The organism is Mesorhizobium sp. CA7, from assembly GCF_020165015.1.
GTDB lineage: Bacteria > Pseudomonadota > Alphaproteobacteria > Rhizobiales > Rhizobiaceae > Mesorhizobium.
The window spans coordinates 436,994-455,254 of the sequence record NZ_JAIUHH010000001.1 but is presented as its reverse complement, the minus strand read 5'-3'; the positions used below and the strand labels follow the sequence as shown (position 1 = coordinate 455,254).

Sequence of the window (18,261 nt, the reverse complement as noted above, 5' to 3'; positions counted from 1 at the left end):
GTTGTGTTGATATTCAGGTAATGCCAGCCTGCAAATGCTGGTTTTCTGCGCTTCCGGTGCTCACGGACCCGAATGTCCGCTCCGCTCCGGTTCTCGAAAGCTTGGCCTGACCTGAATCTCAACACACCCGAGCTCAGGGCGTTGCCGCCTCCGCCTCTGCCACCCGCGGCGTCTTCTTCTGCAGGTTGAGCAAATTGCCGGCGAGAATCAGAGCCGCGCCACCGGCGGTGAAGACGTCGATCTGCTCATGGTAGAGCAGCCAGCCGACCAGCGCCGTCAGCGGCACGCGCAGGAAGTCCATCGGCGAGATGATCGTGGCATCGGCATGGACGAGCGCGCGGGCCAGGCAGAAATGCGACGACATGCCGGTGAAGGCGATGACGAAGATCCATGGCCAGAGCCCTGGCGAAGGGTTGTGCCAGCTGTAGAGAGCCGGGATCAGGCCAACTGCCGACTGGATGATCAGCATCCAGAAGATGATGCGCACCACGCTTTCGGTTTTGGTCATCGACTTGACCAGCACCATCGAGATGCCGAAGCAGACCGCGGCGCCCAGGACGACGAGGTGGCCGGGATCCATCGAGCCGGCGCTGGGGCGCACGATGACGAGCACGCCGATCAGGCCAAGCACGATCGCCGTGAGCTTCGACCGGGACAGTCTTTCCCCCAGAAAGCTGACCGCCAGGATCGCCGTCCAGATCGGCGTGGTGAACTCGATCGAGATCAGCACAGCGAGCGGAATGAGCGTCAGCGCGTAGAGCCAGGCGGCCTGGCCGGTATAGTGGATCATGTTGCGGGCGATATGGGCGAACGGGCGCTCACTGCGCATCGCGGCAAAACCGCCGCTCATCATCACCAGCGGCAAAAGGATGAAGAAACCGATCACCGAGCGCAGCTCCAGCACCTGGAAGACGTTGAGCTCGGCTGTCGTCTCGCGGCCGGCAACCGACATCGCCAGCATCGAGGCGATTGACAGAGCCATCCAGAACGCGGCTTTTGGGATCGAGGGAGCGGGCGCCATTTGAGCCCTATGTCGCAAGCCCGGACCCGGGCCGCAACCGTTAGTAGCGTCATTCCACTGGGCCAGCGGAGCGGGCGTCAAAAAACCGTCATCGCGGCGGCGGAACCTGGCGCCTGGGCATCCGTTAAGTCCACGCCTTCCATCGGAGGGCGCATGATCGCGAGAGGGAAACGTCTTGATGAAATCGACCGCCGCTTTGCTGGCCGCCGCCTGTCTTTTCTGCGCGACGGGCGCGCATGCCGACGAGGCGGCCTTCCTGCGATCGCTGCAGGGGAAGTTCGCCGGCAAGGGGACGGTCAGGATCAGAACGAACACGCCGGTGATGAACATCAACTGCAACTTCACTTCGGACGCGACGGCGGACTCGCTCTCGCTTGACGGCACCTGTCGTACGTTGTTGATCATGTCGCGGGAAATCCGCGCCGACCTGAAGGTCGACGGGGCGAGCTACACTGGCACTTACATAGGTTCGCGCAGCGGACCTGCCGGGCTCAGCGGAAGCCGCAAGGGCGACGCAATCAACCTCGACATCCACTGGGCGAAAGTCGTCAATGGCGACCGCAATGCGGAGCTGACCGTAGAAAAGATCGGGCCGGACAATATGCGCATGACGGTGACCGACATGGATCCGGCAACCGGCAAGATGGTGGTGACGAGCCGGATCGACCTCAAGCGCACCTGACCCTTCAATCTTCCAGCGGCTCGGGCGGATTGGCGGCGCCCCCCTTGCCGAATGTATAGCCGGTCTCGACGGCTTTCCTGCCGAACTTGTCGCGCAGCGTGTCCATCGCGCCTTCGGCAAGCGCGCGCTTGCGCGACTGCACGTCGACCAGATCCGGCGGATCGGCCTTTTGGTCGTCGGAGAGGTCGCTGACGCCGATTCCGAGCAGGCGGAATTTTGTGCCGTCGGCCTCGCGGCGCAACAGGTCGAGCCCGGTCTGGAAAATGCGGTCGGCCAGGCGCGTCGGGTCGCCGAGCTGGCGGTTACGGGTGCGGGTCTTGAAATCCTGCGTCTTCAGCTTCAGCACCACGGTGCGGCCGGCGATGCCGGATTTTTTCAGCCGGGCCGAGACCTTTTCCGACAGCCCGCGCAGCACCGGCACCAGCTCCGCCAGGGCTCCGATGTCGTTGTCGAAGGTGGTTTCGGCCGAGACGCTCTTGGCATCGCCGTCCGGATCGACCGGGCGGTCGTCCTCGCCTCGCGACAGGCGGTAGAGCCGGTCGCCCATCACGCCATAGCGGCGCATCAGGTCGCCGCGCTCCATGCGCTGCAGCTGCCCGATCATGCGGATGCCGTCGCGCTCCAGCGTCGCGGCCAGCGCCTTGCCGACACCCCAGATCATCGTCACCGGCTGCGCGGCGAGGAAGCTTGGCGCCTCGGCTTCGCCGATCACGGAAAAGCCGCGCGGCTTGCGGAAGTCCGAGGCAATTTTCGCCAGGAACTTGCAGTAGGAGAGGCCCGCCGAAACGGTGATGCCGAGCTCCTTTTCCACCGTCTGCGCAAAGCGCCCAAGCACCAGCGCCGGCGGCATGCCGTGCAGCCGCTCGGTGCCGGCGAGGTCGAGAAAGGCCTCGTCGATCGACAGCGGCTCGACCTGCGGCGTCAGCGCCTGCATCAACGCGCGCACCTGGCGGCCGACACCGACATATTTTTCCATGTCGGGCGGGATCACCACCGCTTCGGGGCACAGTTCGAGCGCCTTGAACATCGGCATGGCCGAGCGGACGCCCTGGATGCGGGCGATATAGCAGGCGGTGGAAACGACGCCGCGCCGGCCGCCGCCGATGATGACAGGCCTGTCCTTCAGCGCGGGATTGTCACGCTTCTCGACCGCCGCGTAGAAGGCGTCGCAATCGATATGGGCGATCCGCAGCCGGTAGAGCTCGGCGTGATGGACAAGGCGCGGGCTGCCGCAGCGATCGCAGCGACGCGTCTCGCCGCGCTGGAGCGCCAGGCAGTCACGGCAAAAACCGTGTTCGGGATTGTTGACAGGAGCCGCCATCGCTGCGAACATAAAGAGAACAAATGCAATGGTACGACAGCGCAAGGCTGGCAACAAGCTTGGCCTGGGGAGAACGCATGAGCACGACCATCGCACCGCTGACTCCTGAACGCTGGCCCGATTTCGAGGACCTGTTCGGCAAGCAGGGTGCCTGCTACGGCTGCTGGTGCACGCATTTCCGGTTGTCGCCGGCGGAGCGCCGCGCCAGCGACAAGGAGCGGAACAAGGATCTCATCAAGGCGCGAATCGAGACGGGCCCGCCGCCGGGGCTCTTGGCGCTCGAGGACGGCAAGGCCGTCGGCTGGATGCAGGTCGGCCCGCGCGCCGACATCCCCGAGTGGAACAATCAGGGCAGGGGCTCGGCCCCGGTCGATCCCGCCGATGCCGGCGACCCGGCCGTCTGGGCGATCTCCTGCTTCTTCATCCGCCCCAGGGCGAGGGGGCGGGGCATCACGCATCGCCTTGTCGAGGGCGGAATCGCTTTCGCCCGCGAGAATAAAGCGAGGCTGCTGGAGGCCTGCCCGATCGATCTGTCGCGCGATTCGCGCTCGATCGGGCTTTTCGTCGGCTCGTCACGGGTGTTCGAGAAGGCCGGCTTCGAGAGGCTGGTGGAGCGCAAGCCCGGCCGGCCGCTGATGCGCCTTGTGCTTTAGGTACTGATGCGCCTTGTGCTTTGGGCGCTGATGCGCCTAGCGCTTTAGCCGAATGAGCTTTTGGCCTACAGTCGGCGTCTTGCGGCTGTTACGCTTCTTGCCTACCAGAAGCATGAATATTTCGTCTTCCGAAATCACGGAGAACTGACGTGAAGCGTATTTTGCCATTTGCCTTTGCCCTCGCGCTCAGCGCGCCGGCTTTTGCCCAGACCGTCGACAATCAAGGCGCCAAAGATCTTTCCGACAATCTGGCGCGCTATTTCGGCAAGCAGGCGTTCGACAAGGGCGTGCTCAAGGTTTCGGTCGAGGGCGACGCCTACAAGATTGCGCTTGACGTCAAGGCGCTCGTCAATGCGCTGCCGGAACAGAAGCTCCTGAAATTCAACATGGCGCCATACGCGCTGATGGTGAAGCCGCGCAGCGACGGATCCTGGGACGTCTCGTCGAATTTCTCGCAAGGCGCATCTTTCGAGTTCGAAGGACCGGAAGGCCGTCAGAGCATGGAGTTCACGATCAAGGACGGCAAGCTGACCAGCATCTACGATCCGGCCCTTGCGGCTTTCACCAGCGCGACCAGCTCATTGGCCGGGATGACCATGACATCCAACGAAGCCAAGCAGCAGGCCGACGTCTCGACCGGCGCCGGCACCGCCACCGTTACCGCGACCAAATCCGCCAATGGCGGCGTCGACTTCACGGCCACGCAGAAAGTCTCGGACTTCGTCGAGATGATCAAGGTGAACGACCCCGACAGCGGGATGAATTTTCCGCTCACCTTGAAAACGCCGGAACTTTCGGTGGACGCAAACGGCAAGGGCGTGCGGACGAAGCCGCTGCTCGACCTGCTTGCCTTTGCCGTGGCCAATGAGGACGAAGCCAAGCTCAAGGCCAACCAGGCTGAGCTCAAATCGCTTATGCTGGCCGCGCTGCCCATCTGGGAAAGGATCGACGGCAATTACGGCTTCAAGAATTTCGAGGTCGACAGCCCTGTCGGCAAGTTCGGCGCCACGCAATTCAGCACCGCATTCGGCATGGACGGCATCTCCCAGAACGGCAAGGTCGATTACGCGATCAAGGCTGCCGGTCTGACGATCCCGCATCAGACCCTGCCGGAATGGACCACCCCATTGCTGCCCACCGACATCGACCTGCATTTCGGCGGCGCCAATATCGATCTCGATACGATGGCGAAAAAGGCGATCGAAGGCTTTGATCTCAATAAGAATCCGCCGCTGTCGGATGAATTCGGCAAAGCTTTGGTCGCCGATTTCAAGGCCAAGAATCCGAAGGTCGTGATCGCGCACAGCACGGTGAAGAACGGCGCCATCGAAGTTGCGCTGGAAGGCGAGATGACCTTTCCCGGCGAGAAACCCGATGCGAGCGTGACCGTCGATGTCGCCGGCTATGACAAGATCGTCGATGCCTTGAAGGAAGCCGCCAAAAGCGATGAGCAGATGGCGCAGGCCTTCCCCTTTGCCCTGGCCGTCAAAGGCTTTGGCAAGACGCTGCCGGATGGCCGGCTGGAGTGGACGATCAACACCAAGGCCGATGGATCGGTCACGGTCAACGGCGCGATGCTGAAGGGACCGGACGCCGCCCAGGACGACAGCGCAGGTCAGGATGACAACTCAGGCGATGACGGCGCGGACGGAACAGATGATTCCACCGGCAGCGATGATTCCGACGGCGGCGACAATGGTGGGGCCGGAGCGAAGCTGAAGCCTTGAGTGCTTGAGTTAAAGCCCGAGCGCGGCCGCGATCTTTGGCGCCGCATCGCGCCAGTCGTCGACCGAGATAATGTCTTCCGGCGTCGGCGGCAGGAAGGCGCGCAGCGAGTTGTCAGCCATCAAATGGAAGAGATGGGCATCCGCCACGGAGTTGCGCGCCGAAACCAGGTTGGAAGGCTGGTCGTCGACGAAGGCGACGGGCCGGCCCTTGACGCCGCGCAGTTTCGCGATGGCCGGTCCCTTGGCCATTTCCGTCGTCAGCAGCGGGTAATTGAGCCCCAGCGCATCGAGATGCGCGCGGCGCACGGCGCGGTGCTTGTGCGGCATGGCGGTCAGCAGGATGATCTCGGCGCTTCGGCCAAGCGTCGCCAGCGCGTCCGCCGCACCCTCTGCGATGCTTTGCCAATCCGCCTGGGCGTCGAAGAAATCGCCGAGCAGCGCCGTCACTTCCGGCTGCTCGATCAGCCGCCCGCTCGCCGTCTCGGCGATGTTGCCGGTGAGGCGGAAGGAAGCCAGCGTCAACCCGAAGCCGCGCGACTTCAGGAAATGCGGGAAGGGCCGGACGAATTCGAGCACGACATCGTCGACGTCGAGCACCAGCAGCGGCCGATCGTCGGCGGCAAGCTCTTCGATCTGCCGCGCCGTCTCGGGATCGTCGCTCATGTCGAGCGCTCGTGATCGTCGTCGCCGAGCGGAAGGGCGCGCAGCGCCTTGCCGACGGCGGCTGGCGGCGTGCCGGTTTCCTCGGCGAAGCGCAGAAGCGTCGGCTCGTGTGCCAGGATGAATTGCAGAACGCCGGCAAGGAAGCCCGGCTCAGCTGCGGCCCTGCGGATCGAGTTCGCCTCGATGCCGGTGATCGCCAGAAAGCGGGGCAGAAGCTCCGGGTCGGCGGCGACGAAGGCCAGGGCCTTGACGGCAATGGTTTCCGCTTCCTCGCGCATTGACGCTGCGTTCGCCATCGTTACCTTTGCAATGGTGGATTTTTTCGAGTCTCCTTCCGCAGTAACGGCAAGCGTCGCTTGCGGCAAGCCTCCGCTCTTTCCCATGCAACGTCCGAAGGTGGAATTGGTGCAGCTTTCCAACCTCCGGTTTCCGTTTCGTCAATCATATTGGGCTAGAGTGGAAATGGGTTGGGTGCGGTCCGAAGGGGACGCATTGCGACGGCCTTCGGCTTCGAGGGCGGTCGGGACGGGAAACTGATGGCTAAGAAGGTGATGATCGTCGAGGACAATGAGCTTAACATGAAGCTCTTTCGGGACCTCATCGAAGCCAGCGGTTACGAAACGGTTCGCACGCGCAATGGCCTGGAGGCGCTCGACCTCGCGCGCCAGCACCGGCCGGACCTCATCCTGATGGACATCCAGCTGCCGGAAGTGTCCGGCCTGGAAGTGACCAAATGGCTGAAGGAAGACGACGAATTGCATTCGATCCCCGTTATCGCCGTCACCGCCTTCGCCATGAAGGGCGATGAGGAGCGCATCCGCCAGGGCGGCTGCGAGGCCTATATTTCCAAGCCGATCTCGGTGCCGCGCTTCATCGAGACGATCAAATCCTATCTGGGCGACGCCTGATGCCCGAGACCAGCAGAACCGGAGTTTTGAGATGACCGCGCGGATCCTCGTCGTCGACGATATCCCCGCCAATGTGCGGCTGCTGGAGGTTCGGCTGCTTGCCGAGTATTTCGAGGTGCTGACGGCCAATAACGGCCCCGATGCGATCGAGACCTGCGAGAACGGCAAGGTCGACGTCGTGCTGCTCGACGTGATGATGCCGGACATGGACGGGTTCGAGGTCTGCAAGCGCCTGAAGAGCGATCCGGCGACCTCGCATATCCCTGTCGTGATGATCACCGCGCTCGACCAGGTGTCGGACCGGGTACGCGGCCTCGAGGCGGGTGCTGACGATTTCCTGACCAAGCCCGTCAACGACCTGCAGCTGATGACACGCGTCAAGAGCCTGGTCAGGCTGAAGTCGCTGACCGACGAGCTCAGGCTGCGCGCCTCGACCACGCGCAATATCGGCATCGAGGAACTTCTGAGCCGCGATTTTGCGACCGAAGACTCCAAGCCGCGGGTGCTGCTCATCGACGAGCGCAAAACTTCCGTCGAACGCATCCAGAAGATGCTGCGCAACACCGCCGAGCTCGATGTCGCGACCGACCCGAATGCGGGGTTCTTCCAGGCGGCCGAGACGGCGTATGAATGCGTGCTGATCTCGACTGCCTTCTCCGACTTCGATGCGCTGAGACTCTGCTCGCAGCTGCGTTCGCTCGACCGCACCCGCTTCCTGCCGATCATGCTGCTCGCAGACGAGGGCGAGGAGGGCCGCATCCTGCGTGGTCTGGAACTTGGCATCAATGACTACCTGATCCGGCCGATCGACCAGCATGAGCTGACGGCGCGCCTGCGCACACAGGTGCGGCGCAAGCGCTACAACGATCAGTTGCGCGCCAGCGTCGCCCAGACGATCGAGATGGCGGTCATCGACGGGCTGACCGGGCTGCACAACCGCCGCTACCTCGACAGCCATCTGCAGACACTGTTCGATCGCGCCGTGGCGCGGCGGCGGCCCTTGTCGGTGATGATCACCGATCTCGATCGCTTCAAGTCGATCAACGATACCCATGGCCATGACGGCGGTGACGACGTTCTGCGTGAGTTCGCCCGGCGGCTGCGCAAGAATGTGCGCGGCATCGATCTCGCCTGCCGCTTCGGCGGCGAGGAGTTCGTCGTGGTTATGCCGGACACCGACGGCGCGGTCGCCGAGAAGGTGGCCGAACGCATTCGCGCCGAGATCGCACAGGCAGCTTTTGCCATCGGTGCCGACGGCAAGGCGATCGAGGTCACGGTCAGCGTCGGCGTGTCGTCTCTCCTGAAAGGGACCGACAGCGTCGCCGCGCTGATGAAGCGCGCCGACCTTGCGCTCTATGAGGCCAAAAGCGGCGGCCGCAACAGGGTGGTCGCCAAGGCTGCCTAAAACGCGTCGCGATCTTTCAGACCCCGCACGCGCCTGTCTTTATCCTGAAACCGGTTTCCACTTTCGGGAGACATGCTCGGCATAAAGGCGACGATTCTCCAGCGCTGCAACAGGGTTACGAATTTACCTTAACCCAAGCGATTCGTGAGCGGTGGTTAAGAAATGGTTGATTTTTATGAGGTCTTGCGCAAATCTGCGACGCATAGACAGAAGACGAGGCCGGCGCGAGGGTAGAGTAGCCGGCTCGATCCAAAAATACCCCATGATGCTCAGGTCCGCCGCATCTCCTGGGTCCGTGGGGTCGGCCGGCCGGCGCTGGCACATAGTGGCCTCCTCGTACCGCTGCCAACCGCCGACCGGCCCCCTTTTCTCAACACCGACATCGGAACCCCCGTGCTTGATCGTGGCACGGCTCCTTTGTCGTCCGGTCCTTCCTAAAACAAAAACGCCGCCCAGAGGGCGGCGTTTCGATTTCTCGGGATAGCCAGATTACTTGATCTTGGTTTCCTTGAACTCGACGTGCTTCTTGGCGACCGGATCGTACTTGCGGAACGAGAGCTTGTCCGTCTTGGTACGGCTGTTCTTGCTGGTGACGTAGAAGAACCCGGTGTCGGCGGTCGACAGAAGTTTGATCTTGATGTTTGCGGCTTTGGCCATGATTTTCGTCCGTTAATGTTCGTGGAGTTTTGGCCGCTGAAGCACGGGGAAACACCCGGACGCGGGAAACTTGGCGCGACACATAAAGAACGCGCCTGGAAAGTCAAGCCCGAGCGCCTTCTTCGCCTCATTTCGGCATGGCCCGTGTCCACGTCTCAAGCGTTATGCTCGACCAATTGCCCCGCCTTTTTCCAGTCGCCCGTGGTGTTCCACCAGCGGTTGGGATTGGCACGATCGTCAAGACCCTTGGAACGGCTGGCGAGCAGCGGCTGGATGCGGATGACGGGCTCCTGATAGGAATGGGCTTGGAATATCGCCTCGACGACACGAGCGGCGAGTGCCTGGTCGTCGGCGATCTCGAACGACACTTCGACGGTGCCGGGTCGCCGGCGCAGTTCGGTCTCAGCGCCGGCCGCGGCGCCTTCGAGCGGCCGGTAGCGCTCGATGCCTTGCGCCGACTGATAGGCGTTGGCGTCATACTTGCCCATGCGCAGCGGCGTGATCGCCACCACGGCCTCCATGATGCGCTCGACATCGGCGGCCGGCGCTTGGAATGTGACGAGCAGAAGCAGTTCCATCCTGAGGGATCTGGTTTCAAAGCCGCTGTCGACCATCGCAATTCTCCTACCTCGCGTCGGAGGCAGGTTATAGCAGCGGTGCTGCTGACACGGTGATGTCAGGATGCCCGACGCTTCAGCGGCATCGCCTAGAGAATCTTGCGCACCAGCCTGACCAAGATCAAAGCCATGTAGGCGGCAAAGAAGAAGGCCAGCGACCAGCCGAAGCCGGATGGGCCGAAGGCATCCATGCCGATGCCGATCGCCTGCGGACCCAGCACCATGCCAACACCATAGCAGAGCACGAAGGCAGCATTGGCCGATGCCAGCTCATGGCCGGACAGCTGCGAGCCGAGATGGGCAAGGCCGATCGTGTACATGGCGGCGACGACGCCGCCCCAGACGAACAGGAGGGCCGCCATCAGATGCCAGTTCTGTGCGAAGAACGGCATGAAGACCGTGCCGATGAGCCCGACCGTGGCGCAGGCCAGCAGCAGGTAGCGGCGGTCGGAAACGCGGTCGCTGATCATGCCGATCGGGATCTGCAGAAGCACATTGCCGAGCCCGATCATTGTCAGAAGCAGCGCGGCGTCGGCTTCCGAATAGCCGATACGGCTGCCATAGACGGGGAAGAGCGAGAAACCGCCGGTCTCGACGGCGCCGAAAACAAGCACGGCGAAGGTCGCGGTCGGCACCAGCCAGATGTAACGCAGGAAGTGGCTGGTCTCGCTCTCGGCGACGATGGTCGGGCTCTCGTTGCGCGCCGCAAGCACCGGAATGGCGGCAAGCGTCACCAGCGCTATGGTGACGCCGAACGGCAGGAAGCCGGAACTGCCGAGATGGGCGAACAGCCAGGGTCCGGCGGCAAAGCCGAGCGACAGAACGGTGGCGTAGATGCCAAGCACAAGGCCGCGGCGGCTGGGCGGGGCGGAGGTGCTGATCCAGAATTCCGACAGGATGAACAGCACCGTCAGCGAGATGTGCAGGGCGACACGGAGCGGGAACCACATCCAGAAGTCCGGCGCGAAATGGAAGCCGACAAAGGCGAGCGCACCGATGGCAATCATCAACAGCATGGTCCAGGCGACGCCGAGCCGCATGGCCAGCGGGGTGGCCAGCGGTGCGCCGGCGATCGAGGCGAGACCGGCGACGGCGGTATTCAGGCCGATCATCGAAGCGGAGTGGCCGCGGCTTTCCAGAATGACGCTGAGCAACGGCATGCCGAGGCCGATGGCGATGCCGACGACGCTGATCGAAGAGATCGCGGCGACCATCGGCAGCCAGTGTACGCGTTCGTCGCCCTGTTGTTGGGTATCGACCGTCATGAGATCAAAATGCTCTGCTTCTAAAGGACTTCGCGGACGAAGCGGTTGCGGACGAGCCGGAAGAACGGCACGGCGCCACCCGGCCGCAACAATGGATCTTCGGCAAGCCGACTTTCCAGTTCTTCCAGGACCATGCCGGTGATGTCGGGGATGTCGGCATTGCGGGCATCGGCAAGCGGCAGCCAGACGAGTTCTTCGAGTTCGTTCGTCGGACCGCCGCCGGGCAATTCCACGGCAACGTCGTGGCGCCAGGCGCTGAAAAAACGCGTGTCGAAACGGCGCACGCGATTGGGCGGAGTGATGGCGCGGGCGACGAAGCGGAGCGCGTCCAGCGAGGGGATCACGCCGTGTTCGGCGAAACCCTGCCAGTCGCGCTTTGCGGTCGAGAAGGTGCCCTTGCGGCCGATCAGCAGGCCGGCTTCCTCATAGGTTTCGCGAATCGCCGACAGGGCGATTGCGCGGGCCCGCGCCGCGCTGGCACGGCCGGGGCCTGCGGCCAGCTTGCCTTCTTCCTCACCACCCAGAGGGGCAGCGACGGGAACGCGGCTGTCGGCGGGATCGGTGCGGCCGCCGGGGAAGACGAATTTTCCGGGCATGAAGGCGTGCCCGGCATGGCGCCGGCCCATCAGCACCAGAACGTCCTTGCCCCGGCGATCGAGCAGAATGAGGGTCGCCGCATCACGCGGACGCAACGCTCGGCCGCTGCGTACGGCCAGGCCCTTATCGAGCTTGTCGACATCCGCCTTGGTCATTCCTTCCATGCGCTCGACCTAGCGGAAACTTCCTTGATGCGAAAGTGGCTTGCGCGTCGTGGCCTTTGCACCAGGGCCGACCGCGGTGCGGCCTGGCTTAATTAACGGCTCTCGAATTCGTCCTTCTCGTCGCCGAAGCCGTGCATATAAAGCGCCCATTGCAGGCCGATGACAGCTCCCTTGACCGGCTGCAGCAGTGCGACGGCCAGAATAATGGTCAGCGGAACCCAGATCAGCGCGTGCTGCCAGGTCGACAGCGTCGACGCGGCCTCAACGGCCATGAAGCCGCCAACGACGATGTGACCGACGATGACGATGACCAGATAGGCGGGCAGGTCGTCCGCGCGATGGTGGTGCAGCTCCTCGCCGCAGACCTCGCACTTGTCCACGGGCTTCACGAAAGCGCGGAACAGCTTTCCCTTGCCGCAATGCGGGCAGCGGCCGAGTATCCCGCGCTTGATCGCCGTCCACAGGGGACGCGCGACGCGGCCCGAATGATGCTCGCCGCCGAAAACCTGTTCTTGCACTTGGACGTTACCTGGCATTATCGTCTCCTGCCGCGCGGACCGACGCGCGATTGCGACGCGCGGGCGCGGCCCTTGGCCTTGTGGAACGACCGCCTCGAGCCGGGCAGAGGCTTCGGGTCGGTCAGCATCTCGAAACGCATCGCACCGGCCATTGGCGCGACCTCGACCAGCCGGACTTCGACGCGATCGGCAAGCTGATAGCCCTTGCCGGTGCGTTCACCGAACAGTGATCGGGCGGTTTCGTCGTAGATATAGTAGTCGCCGCCCAGAGTTGACACCGGAATAAAGCCGTCGGCGCCATACTGCGGCAATTGGACAAAGAGTCCCGCCTTGGTGACGCCGGAGATGCGCGCGTCGAACGTGTCGTTGACGCGCTCGGCGAGATAGGCGGCAATCAGCCGGTCGACCGTATCGCGCTCGGCCGCCATGGCGCGACGCTCAGTCGCCGAGATCAGCGCGGCGACCTCTTCCAGCCGGTCCGCCTCCTGCTGCGCCAGGCCGCCGGGCCCGAGGCCAAGCGCCGCGATCAGCCCGCGGTGCACGATCAGATCGGCGTAGCGGCGGATCGGCGAGGTGAAATGGGCGTAGCGCCTGAGGTTGAGACCGAAATGGCCGATGTTCTTCGGCGAGTACTCCGCCTGGCTCTGCGAGCGCAGCACCACTTCGTTGACCAGCGCCTCGTTGTCGGCGCCGCGCACCCGCTCCAGAATGCCGTTGAACTGGCTCGGCCGCATCTGCGCGCCGCGCGCCAAGGACAGGCTGAGCGTTGCCAGGAACTCGCGCAGCGATTCCTGCTTGGCGAGCGACGGCGCGTCATGGATGCGGTAGACGAGCGGCTCTTTCTTGCCCTCCAATGTCTCGGCGGCCGCGACATTGGCCTGGATCATGAATTCCTCGATGAGCTTATGAGCGTCGAGGCGCTCCGGCACGACGACGCGGTCGACCGTGCCGTCGGGTTTCAGCAGGATCTTGCGCTCGGGCAGGTCGAGTTCAAGCGGCTGGCGGGACTGGCGGCCGCGCCTGAGCACGGCGTAGGCGTCCCATAACGGCTTCAAAGCGCTGTCGAGGATCGGCCGTGTCTTGTCGTCGGGCGCGCCGTCGATCGCGGCCTGCGCCTGCGGGTAGGCGAGCTTGGCGGCCGACTTCATCATGACGCGGTGGAAGGAATGTCTGAGCTTGCGGCCTTCCGAGGAGAAGGTCATGCGCACGGCGATTGCCGGCCTGTCTTCGCCCTCGCGCAGCGAGCAGAGATCGTTGGAGATGCGTTCAGGAAGCATGGGCACGACGCGGTCCGGAAAATAGACCGAATTGCCGCGCTTCAGGGCTTCGCGGTCGAGCGGCGTACCGTAGCGAACATAGGCTGCGACATCGGCGATCGCCACGGTGATGACAACGCCGCCGGGATTTTTCTCGTCCGTGTCCGGCGTGGCGAAGACCGCGTCGTCATGATCCTTGGCATCGGCCGGATCGATGGTCACCAGCGGCAGACTGCGCCAGTCCTCGCGGTGATCGAGCGTCGCCGGCTTCACCGCTTCGGCCTCGGCAATCACGTCGGCAGGAAAGACATGGGGAATGTCGTGGGCGTGGATGGCGATCATCGAGACAGCCTTCTCGCTGCTCAGCGAGCCCAGCACCGCCAGCACCTTTGCCCGGGGCAGTCCGTAACGGGATGCCCGCGCCGGCTCCACCTCCACCAGATCGCCATTTCTGGCGCCGTTCTGGAATTCCTTGTCGACGATCAGTTCCGGCTGGCGCCGTTCGACCGGCTCGATGCGGAAGGTTCCGTCCTTCAGCACGCGGAAGACGCCGAGCACGGCGTCGCTGCGCTTCTCGAAGATCTTCATCACCCGCCCGGTATAAGCAGGGCCTGACGGATCGTCGGTCGGGAAAGTCTTGGCAAGCACGCGGTCGCCAATGCCGGGGACCGGGCCGCCGGCGGCGCGCGAGATGCGGATGGCGATGACGGGGGGCGAGCCGGCGCCGGTATATTCGCTCGGATTCGCCAGAAGCACGCCGTCATCGTCGCGGCCGAAAATGTCGAGCACCGCGACATGAGGCACGGCGCCCGCGCGGGTGAGGCGCTTGCGCTCCTTGTTGAGGAGGCCTTCATCCTGCAGGTCTCGCAACAGGTCTTTCAGCCAGATGCGGTCCTCGCCGCGCAGCGCGAAGGCCTTGGCGATCTCGCGCTTGCCGGAGCGATCGGGATTTTCGGCGATGTAGCGCAGGACCTCGTCACGCGACGGACGATAGTCGTCCTTGACCTTGGCCCTGGTGTCGGCGTTGCGCGGATCGCCGTGGCTTCTTCCGGAGATCCTGCGCGCCACGTCCTGCTACCCCTTCTTCGCCGCCCGGCGGAAGGGCTTTTTGCCGCCTCCGCCCTTGGCTTCCTTCTCAGCAATCAGGGCGAGCGCTTCTTCCATCGTCACCGATTGCGGGTCCTTGCCTTTTGGCAGCGTCGCATTGACCTTGCCGTAGTTGACGTACGGGCCGTATTTGCCGTCGCGAACGACGATCTTGCCGCCGCCGTCCGGATGATCGCCCAATTCCTTGAGCGCCGCCGGCGTGGCGCCGTTGCGGCCACCCTTGCCCTTCTGCTGCTTCTCGGCGATCACCGAAACGGCGCGGTTCAGGCCGATCGAGAACACGTCCTCGATGCTCTCCAGATTGGCGTAGGTGCCGTCATGCAGCACGAACGGGCCGTAGCGCCCGAGGCCAGCCGAGATCATCTTGCCGGTTTCGGGATGTTTTCCCACATCGCGCGGCAGACCCAGCAGCGCCAGCGCCTTCTCGTGGTCGATCGAGTCGGGCGTCCAGCCCTTGGGCAGGCTTGAGCGCTTGGCCTCCTTGCCTTCGCCGCGCTGGATATAGGGGCCGAAACGGCCACTGCGCAGGGTAATTTCCTCGGCGGTATAAGGATCTTTGCCGAGCAGCTTGACGCCGTCCTCGCCATTGCCGTTCTCGCCATTGGGATTGGCGGCGTCGCCGAGCTGGCGGGTGTAGGAGCATTCGGGATAGTTCGAGCAGCCGACAAAGGCGCCGAACTTGCCGAGCTTCAGCGACAGGTTGCCGGTGCCGCATTTCGGACAGATGCGCGGATTGGAACCGTCCTCACGCTCCGGGAAGACCAGCGGCGCGAGTTCTTCATTGAGCGCATCGAGCACGTCGGCGACGCGCAGTTCCTTGATGTCGTCGACGGCGCCGGAGAAATCCTTCCAGAAGTCGCGTAGCACGTCCTTCCAGGCGAGCTTGCCGTCGGAAATCTCGTCGAGCTTCTCCTCGAGCGAAGCGGTGAAGTCATATTCAACATAGCGCTCGAAGAAGCTTTCGAGAAAGGCCGAGAGCAGCCTGCCCTTGGCCTGCGGCACGAGCTTGCGACGGTCGATGGTGACGTAGTCGCGATCCTCGAGCGTCTTCAGGATCGCGGTGTAGGTCGATGGCCGGCCGATGCCGAGCTCTTCCAGCTTCTTGATCAGCGACGCCTCGGAATAGCGCGGCGGCGGCTCGGTGGTGTGCTGGGTCGCGTTGATCGCCTGGCGGGCAAGCTGCTCGCCGGAGCGGATCTCGGGCAGGCGGCGGCTCTCCTCGTCCTCGGCGTCCTCGTCCTTCTGATCGGTGTAGGCGGCAATGAAGCCGTCGAAGCGGACGACCGAGCCGATCGCGCGCAGCTCGGCGGTGCGGGCGCCGTTGACCGCCTCGATCTCGACCGTGGTGCGTTCGATCTCGGCCGGCTGCATCTGGCTGGCGATGGCGCGCTTCCAGATCAGCTCGTAAAGCCGGGCCTGGTCGGCATCGAGATATTGCCGAACGGAAGCCGGCGTGCGCTTGAAATCGGTCGGGCGGATCGCCTCGTGGGCTTCCTGGGCGTTCTTGGCCTTCGTGGTGTAGAAACGCGGCTTCTCCGGCAGGTATTTCGCGCCGAACTCGCTGACGATAGCGTTGCGGGCGGCCTCGATCGCCTCCGGCGCCATCTGCACGCCGTCGGTTCGCATATAGGTAATGAGGCCGGCGGTCTCGCCGCCGACATCCATGCCTTCATAGAGCTTTTGCGCCACCTGCATGGTGCGGTTGGCCGAGAAACCGAGGCCTGACGAGGCGGCCTGCTGCAGCGTCGAGGTTGTGAAGGGCGGGCCGGGATTGCGTTTTGTCGGCTTAGCTTCGACCGACAATGCCTTGAAGGTCGCGCCTTCGAGCATCGCCTTGATGTCGTCGGCCTGCGCCTTGTTGGCGATATCAAGCTTCTGCAGCTTCTTGCCGGCAAAGGCGGTCAGCCGCGCCTCGAAACTGTCGTTGCGCGGGGTGCCGAGGATGGCGGCGATCTGCCAGTATTCCTCGCGGATGAAGCGCTCGATTTCGGATTCGCGGTCGCAGACCAGGCGCAACGCCACCGACTGGACGCGGCCGGCAGAGCGGGCGCCCGGCAGCTTGCGCCACAGCACCGGCGACAACGTGAAGCCGACGAGATAATCGAGCGCGCGGCGGGCGAGATAGGCGTCGACTAGCGGCGCGTCGATCTGGCGCGGATGGGCCATGGCATCGAGCACCGAGGCCTTGGTGATGGCGTTGAAGACGACCCGGCTGACCGGCTTGTCCTTCAGCGCGCGCTTCTGCTTCAGGACTTCCAGCACATGCCAGGAAATCGCTTCGCCCTCGCGATCCGGGTCGGTGGCGAGGATCAGCCCGTCGGCATCCTTCACCGCCTTGGCGATGTCGGCAAGGCGCTTGCCGGACGCGGTGTCGACCGACCAGGACATGGCGAAGTCCTCGTCAGGGCGCACCGAGCCGTCCTTGGCGGGAAGATCGCGGACATGGCCGAAGGAGGCCAGAACCTTATAGTTCTTGCCGAGATATTTGTTGATTGTCTTCGCCTTGGCCGGCGATTCGACGACGACGACGTCCATGAGGTCTCTTAATCAGCTGTGAGGTGGCGGAAGAACTCCGCGACGCACGACGAAATCCCACTCTTTTCGTCGCTCACATGGCCGTGCTTTTGCCATCGGTCAAGGGGAAGCGGCCAATTTGGGAAGCGGCCGCGGACGATACACTCTTAGAGTGTATGGCAAAGATCACATTTTTTGGGGATGGATGTATGCGCGCCTCGAACCGGGCGGGCGGCTATCGCGCGCTTGTTCGGTCAACGCGTTTGCCTGTTTCTTCCTGCGGCGAAGCGGCGACGTGCCACACAATGGTGATTGGCAGGGGCGTGCCCGCATCGCTATATCGTCGCTAGCACAATCGGACTCATTGGATGGCATTGGACATCGGCTATGTCAGCGCGGTCGGGGCAGGGGCGATCTCTTTCCTGTCGCCATGCGTGCTGCCGCTGGTGCCGCCCTATCTCTGCTACATGGCCGGCGTTTCCGTCGACGATTTCCGCGGCAATCAGAGCGTCACGGCGAAGGAGGGCGCGCGCGGCGCGCTGCTTTATGCTTCCGTGGCCTTCGTGCTCGGCTTTTCCACCGTCTTCGTGGCGCTCGGCGCCGGGGCCTCGACCATCGGGCGGTTGCTGCGCGTCTGGCAGGAGCCACTGGCGGTGGCGGCGGGAGCGCTCATCATCATCATGGGCCTGAACTTCCTTGACATCCTGCGCATTCCGCTTTTGTCGCGCGAGGCGCGCTTCCAATCGCAGGGCAAGCCGGCCAGCATGATCGCGGCCTATGTCATGGGGCTGGCCTTCGCCTTCGGCTGGACGCCCTGCATCGGCCCGGTGCTGGGACCGATCCTGACTTTGGCCGGCGGGCGCGAGACCGTGGGTGAGGGCGCGCTTTTGCTTGCCGCCTATTCGCTCGGCCTCGGTATCCCGTTCCTGATCGCGGCGCTGTTTTCCGGCGCCTTCATGCGCTTCCTCGGCAAATTCCGCGTCCATCTCGGCCGCGTCGAGAAGGCGATCGGCGCGCTGCTGGTCATCGCCGGCGTGTTTTTCCTCACTGGCGGCGTACAAAGCGCGTCCTATTGGCTCTTGGAGAATTTTCCGGTGCTGGGAAGGCTGGGGTAGTTTAGTTGCTGGCAGAGAGTCGAGCTGTGAACCCGTTGTAGAGATCAGTATCGAAGGGTCCTGTGCCCTCT

At 63.8% G+C, this 18,261-nt stretch carries 17 protein-coding genes; 6 read left to right on the top strand and 11 right to left on the bottom strand.

From position 1 onward, the window contains the following. Positions 1–133 precede the first annotated feature (133 nt). On the bottom strand, positions 134–1,021 hold the full coding sequence (locus LB552_RS02215; protein WP_224601598.1) for a DMT family transporter: 888 nt from the start codon (positions 1,019–1,021) through the stop codon (positions 134–136). Positions 1,022–1,199: 178 nt separating this feature from the next. Here LB552_RS02215 and LB552_RS02210 point away from each other — a divergent pair, with 178 nt between their 5' ends. Continuing rightward, positions 1,200–1,703 (top strand): hypothetical protein, encoded by a 504-nt coding sequence (locus tag LB552_RS02210; RefSeq protein ID WP_224601597.1) that lies wholly within the window; start codon positions 1,200–1,202, stop codon positions 1,701–1,703. Between the two features lie 4 nt (positions 1,704–1,707). Here LB552_RS02210 and LB552_RS02205 read toward each other — a convergent pair whose 3' ends face one another. Continuing rightward, the gene (locus tag LB552_RS02205) at positions 1,708–3,036 is read right to left on the bottom strand and encodes a DNA polymerase IV (protein WP_224601595.1); all 1,329 of its coding nucleotides are present in this window, start codon (positions 3,034–3,036) and stop codon (positions 1,708–1,710) included. A 65-nt stretch (positions 3,037–3,101) separates the two neighbouring features. Here LB552_RS02205 and LB552_RS02200 point away from each other — a divergent pair, with 65 nt between their 5' ends. Beyond that, complete coding sequence (locus tag LB552_RS02200; RefSeq protein WP_224601593.1) at positions 3,102–3,677, top strand: GNAT family N-acetyltransferase; 576 nt, start codon at positions 3,102–3,104, stop codon at positions 3,675–3,677. A 149-nt stretch (positions 3,678–3,826) separates the two neighbouring features. Next, positions 3,827–5,404, top strand: a complete 1,578-nt coding sequence (locus LB552_RS02195) for a hypothetical protein (RefSeq protein ID WP_224601591.1) — start codon at positions 3,827–3,829, stop codon at positions 5,402–5,404. Positions 5,405–5,413: 9 nt separating this feature from the next. Here LB552_RS02195 and LB552_RS02190 read toward each other — a convergent pair whose 3' ends face one another. Both LB552_RS02190 and LB552_RS02185 read right to left on the bottom strand, forming a co-directional pair. Further along, a complete protein-coding gene (locus LB552_RS02190) occupies positions 5,414–6,067 on the bottom strand; it encodes a hypothetical protein (protein ID WP_224601589.1) in 654 nt (217 codons plus the stop codon). Beyond that, positions 6,064–6,363, bottom strand: a complete 300-nt coding sequence (locus tag LB552_RS02185) for a DUF3572 domain-containing protein (RefSeq protein ID WP_224543752.1) — start codon at positions 6,361–6,363, stop codon at positions 6,064–6,066. The genes LB552_RS02190 and LB552_RS02185 overlap by 4 nt, the downstream gene beginning before the upstream one ends. A 240-nt stretch (positions 6,364–6,603) precedes the next feature. Here LB552_RS02185 and LB552_RS02180 point away from each other — a divergent pair, with 240 nt between their 5' ends. Both LB552_RS02180 and LB552_RS02175 read left to right on the top strand, forming a co-directional pair. Beyond that, on the top strand, positions 6,604–6,975 hold the full coding sequence (locus LB552_RS02180) for a response regulator (RefSeq protein WP_027166515.1): 372 nt from the start codon (positions 6,604–6,606) through the stop codon (positions 6,973–6,975). 31 nt (positions 6,976–7,006) lie between these two features. Continuing rightward, the gene (locus tag LB552_RS02175; RefSeq protein WP_224601587.1) at positions 7,007–8,380 is read left to right on the top strand and encodes a PleD family two-component system response regulator; all 1,374 of its coding nucleotides are present in this window, start codon (positions 7,007–7,009) and stop codon (positions 8,378–8,380) included. A gap of 489 nt (positions 8,381–8,869) precedes the next feature. Here the strand turns inward: LB552_RS02175 and rpmG are convergent, their stop codons facing one another. The 7 genes from rpmG to topA form a co-directional block, all read right to left on the bottom strand. After that, entirely contained in the window at positions 8,870–9,037 is a 168-nt protein-coding gene (rpmG, locus tag LB552_RS02170; protein WP_006201775.1) for a 50S ribosomal protein L33, read from the bottom strand. Between the two features lie 155 nt (positions 9,038–9,192). Further along, positions 9,193–9,651, bottom strand: a complete 459-nt coding sequence (locus tag LB552_RS02165; RefSeq protein WP_224601585.1) for a hypothetical protein — start codon at positions 9,649–9,651, stop codon at positions 9,193–9,195. A 92-nt stretch (positions 9,652–9,743) separates the two neighbouring features. Then, on the bottom strand, positions 9,744–10,919 hold the full coding sequence (locus LB552_RS02160) for an MFS transporter (RefSeq protein WP_224601583.1): 1,176 nt from the start codon (positions 10,917–10,919) through the stop codon (positions 9,744–9,746). A 20-nt stretch (positions 10,920–10,939) separates the two neighbouring features. Next, positions 10,940–11,680 carry an NUDIX hydrolase gene (locus LB552_RS02155; RefSeq protein ID WP_224601581.1) on the bottom strand — a complete coding sequence of 247 codons (741 nt, stop codon included), beginning with the start codon at positions 11,678–11,680 and terminating at the stop codon, positions 10,940–10,942. Between the two features lie 92 nt (positions 11,681–11,772). Further along, on the bottom strand, positions 11,773–12,216 hold the full coding sequence (locus LB552_RS02150) for a DUF983 domain-containing protein (protein ID WP_224601580.1): 444 nt from the start codon (positions 12,214–12,216) through the stop codon (positions 11,773–11,775). Further along, positions 12,216–14,522 carry a ribonuclease R gene (rnr, locus tag LB552_RS02145; protein ID WP_224543758.1) on the bottom strand — a complete coding sequence of 769 codons (2,307 nt, stop codon included), beginning with the start codon at positions 14,520–14,522 and terminating at the stop codon, positions 12,216–12,218. The genes LB552_RS02150 and rnr overlap by 1 nt, the downstream gene beginning before the upstream one ends. A 6-nt stretch (positions 14,523–14,528) precedes the next feature. Then, a complete protein-coding gene (topA, locus tag LB552_RS02140; protein ID WP_224543760.1) occupies positions 14,529–17,096 on the bottom strand; it encodes a type I DNA topoisomerase in 2,568 nt (855 codons plus the stop codon). A gap of 347 nt (positions 17,097–17,443) precedes the next feature. Between topA and LB552_RS02135 the strand changes: the two genes are divergently transcribed. Next, positions 17,444–18,190 carry a cytochrome c biogenesis CcdA family protein gene (locus tag LB552_RS02135; RefSeq protein ID WP_224601578.1) on the top strand — a complete coding sequence of 249 codons (747 nt, stop codon included), beginning with the start codon at positions 17,444–17,446 and terminating at the stop codon, positions 18,188–18,190. Positions 18,191–18,261 lie beyond the last annotated feature (71 nt).

What these genes read in the sequence shown, in the direction of transcription:
- LB552_RS02205 (WP_224601595.1), bottom strand. Translation starts at nt 3,036, where the DNA reads ATGTTCGCAGCGATGGCGGCTCCTGTCAACAATCCCGAACACGGTTTT.
- rpmG (WP_006201775.1), bottom strand. Translation starts at nt 9,037, where the DNA reads ATGGCCAAAGCCGCAAACATCAAGATCAAACTTCTGTCGACCGCCGAC.
- LB552_RS02160 (WP_224601583.1), bottom strand. Translation starts at nt 10,919, where the DNA reads ATGACGGTCGATACCCAACAACAGGGCGACGAACGCGTACACTGGCTG.
- LB552_RS02180 (WP_027166515.1), top strand. Translation starts at nt 6,604, where the DNA reads ATGGCTAAGAAGGTGATGATCGTCGAGGACAATGAGCTTAACATGAAG.
- LB552_RS02210 (WP_224601597.1), top strand. Translation starts at nt 1,200, where the DNA reads ATGAAATCGACCGCCGCTTTGCTGGCCGCCGCCTGTCTTTTCTGCGCG.
- LB552_RS02175 (WP_224601587.1), top strand. Translation starts at nt 7,007, where the DNA reads ATGACCGCGCGGATCCTCGTCGTCGACGATATCCCCGCCAATGTGCGG.
- LB552_RS02215 (WP_224601598.1), bottom strand. Translation starts at nt 1,021, where the DNA reads ATGGCGCCCGCTCCCTCGATCCCAAAAGCCGCGTTCTGGATGGCTCTG.
- LB552_RS02190 (WP_224601589.1), bottom strand. Translation starts at nt 6,067, where the DNA reads ATGAGCGACGATCCCGAGACGGCGCGGCAGATCGAAGAGCTTGCCGCC.
- LB552_RS02155 (WP_224601581.1), bottom strand. Translation starts at nt 11,680, where the DNA reads ATGGAAGGAATGACCAAGGCGGATGTCGACAAGCTCGATAAGGGCCTG.
- LB552_RS02200 (WP_224601593.1), top strand. Translation starts at nt 3,102, where the DNA reads ATGAGCACGACCATCGCACCGCTGACTCCTGAACGCTGGCCCGATTTC.
- LB552_RS02150 (WP_224601580.1), bottom strand. Translation starts at nt 12,216, where the DNA reads ATGCCAGGTAACGTCCAAGTGCAAGAACAGGTTTTCGGCGGCGAGCAT.
- LB552_RS02185 (WP_224543752.1), bottom strand. Translation starts at nt 6,363, where the DNA reads ATGGCGAACGCAGCGTCAATGCGCGAGGAAGCGGAAACCATTGCCGTC.
- LB552_RS02165 (WP_224601585.1), bottom strand. Translation starts at nt 9,651, where the DNA reads ATGGTCGACAGCGGCTTTGAAACCAGATCCCTCAGGATGGAACTGCTT.
- LB552_RS02135 (WP_224601578.1), top strand. Translation starts at nt 17,444, where the DNA reads ATGGCATTGGACATCGGCTATGTCAGCGCGGTCGGGGCAGGGGCGATC.
- topA (WP_224543760.1), bottom strand. Translation starts at nt 17,096, where the DNA reads ATGGACGTCGTCGTCGTCGAATCGCCGGCCAAGGCGAAGACAATCAAC.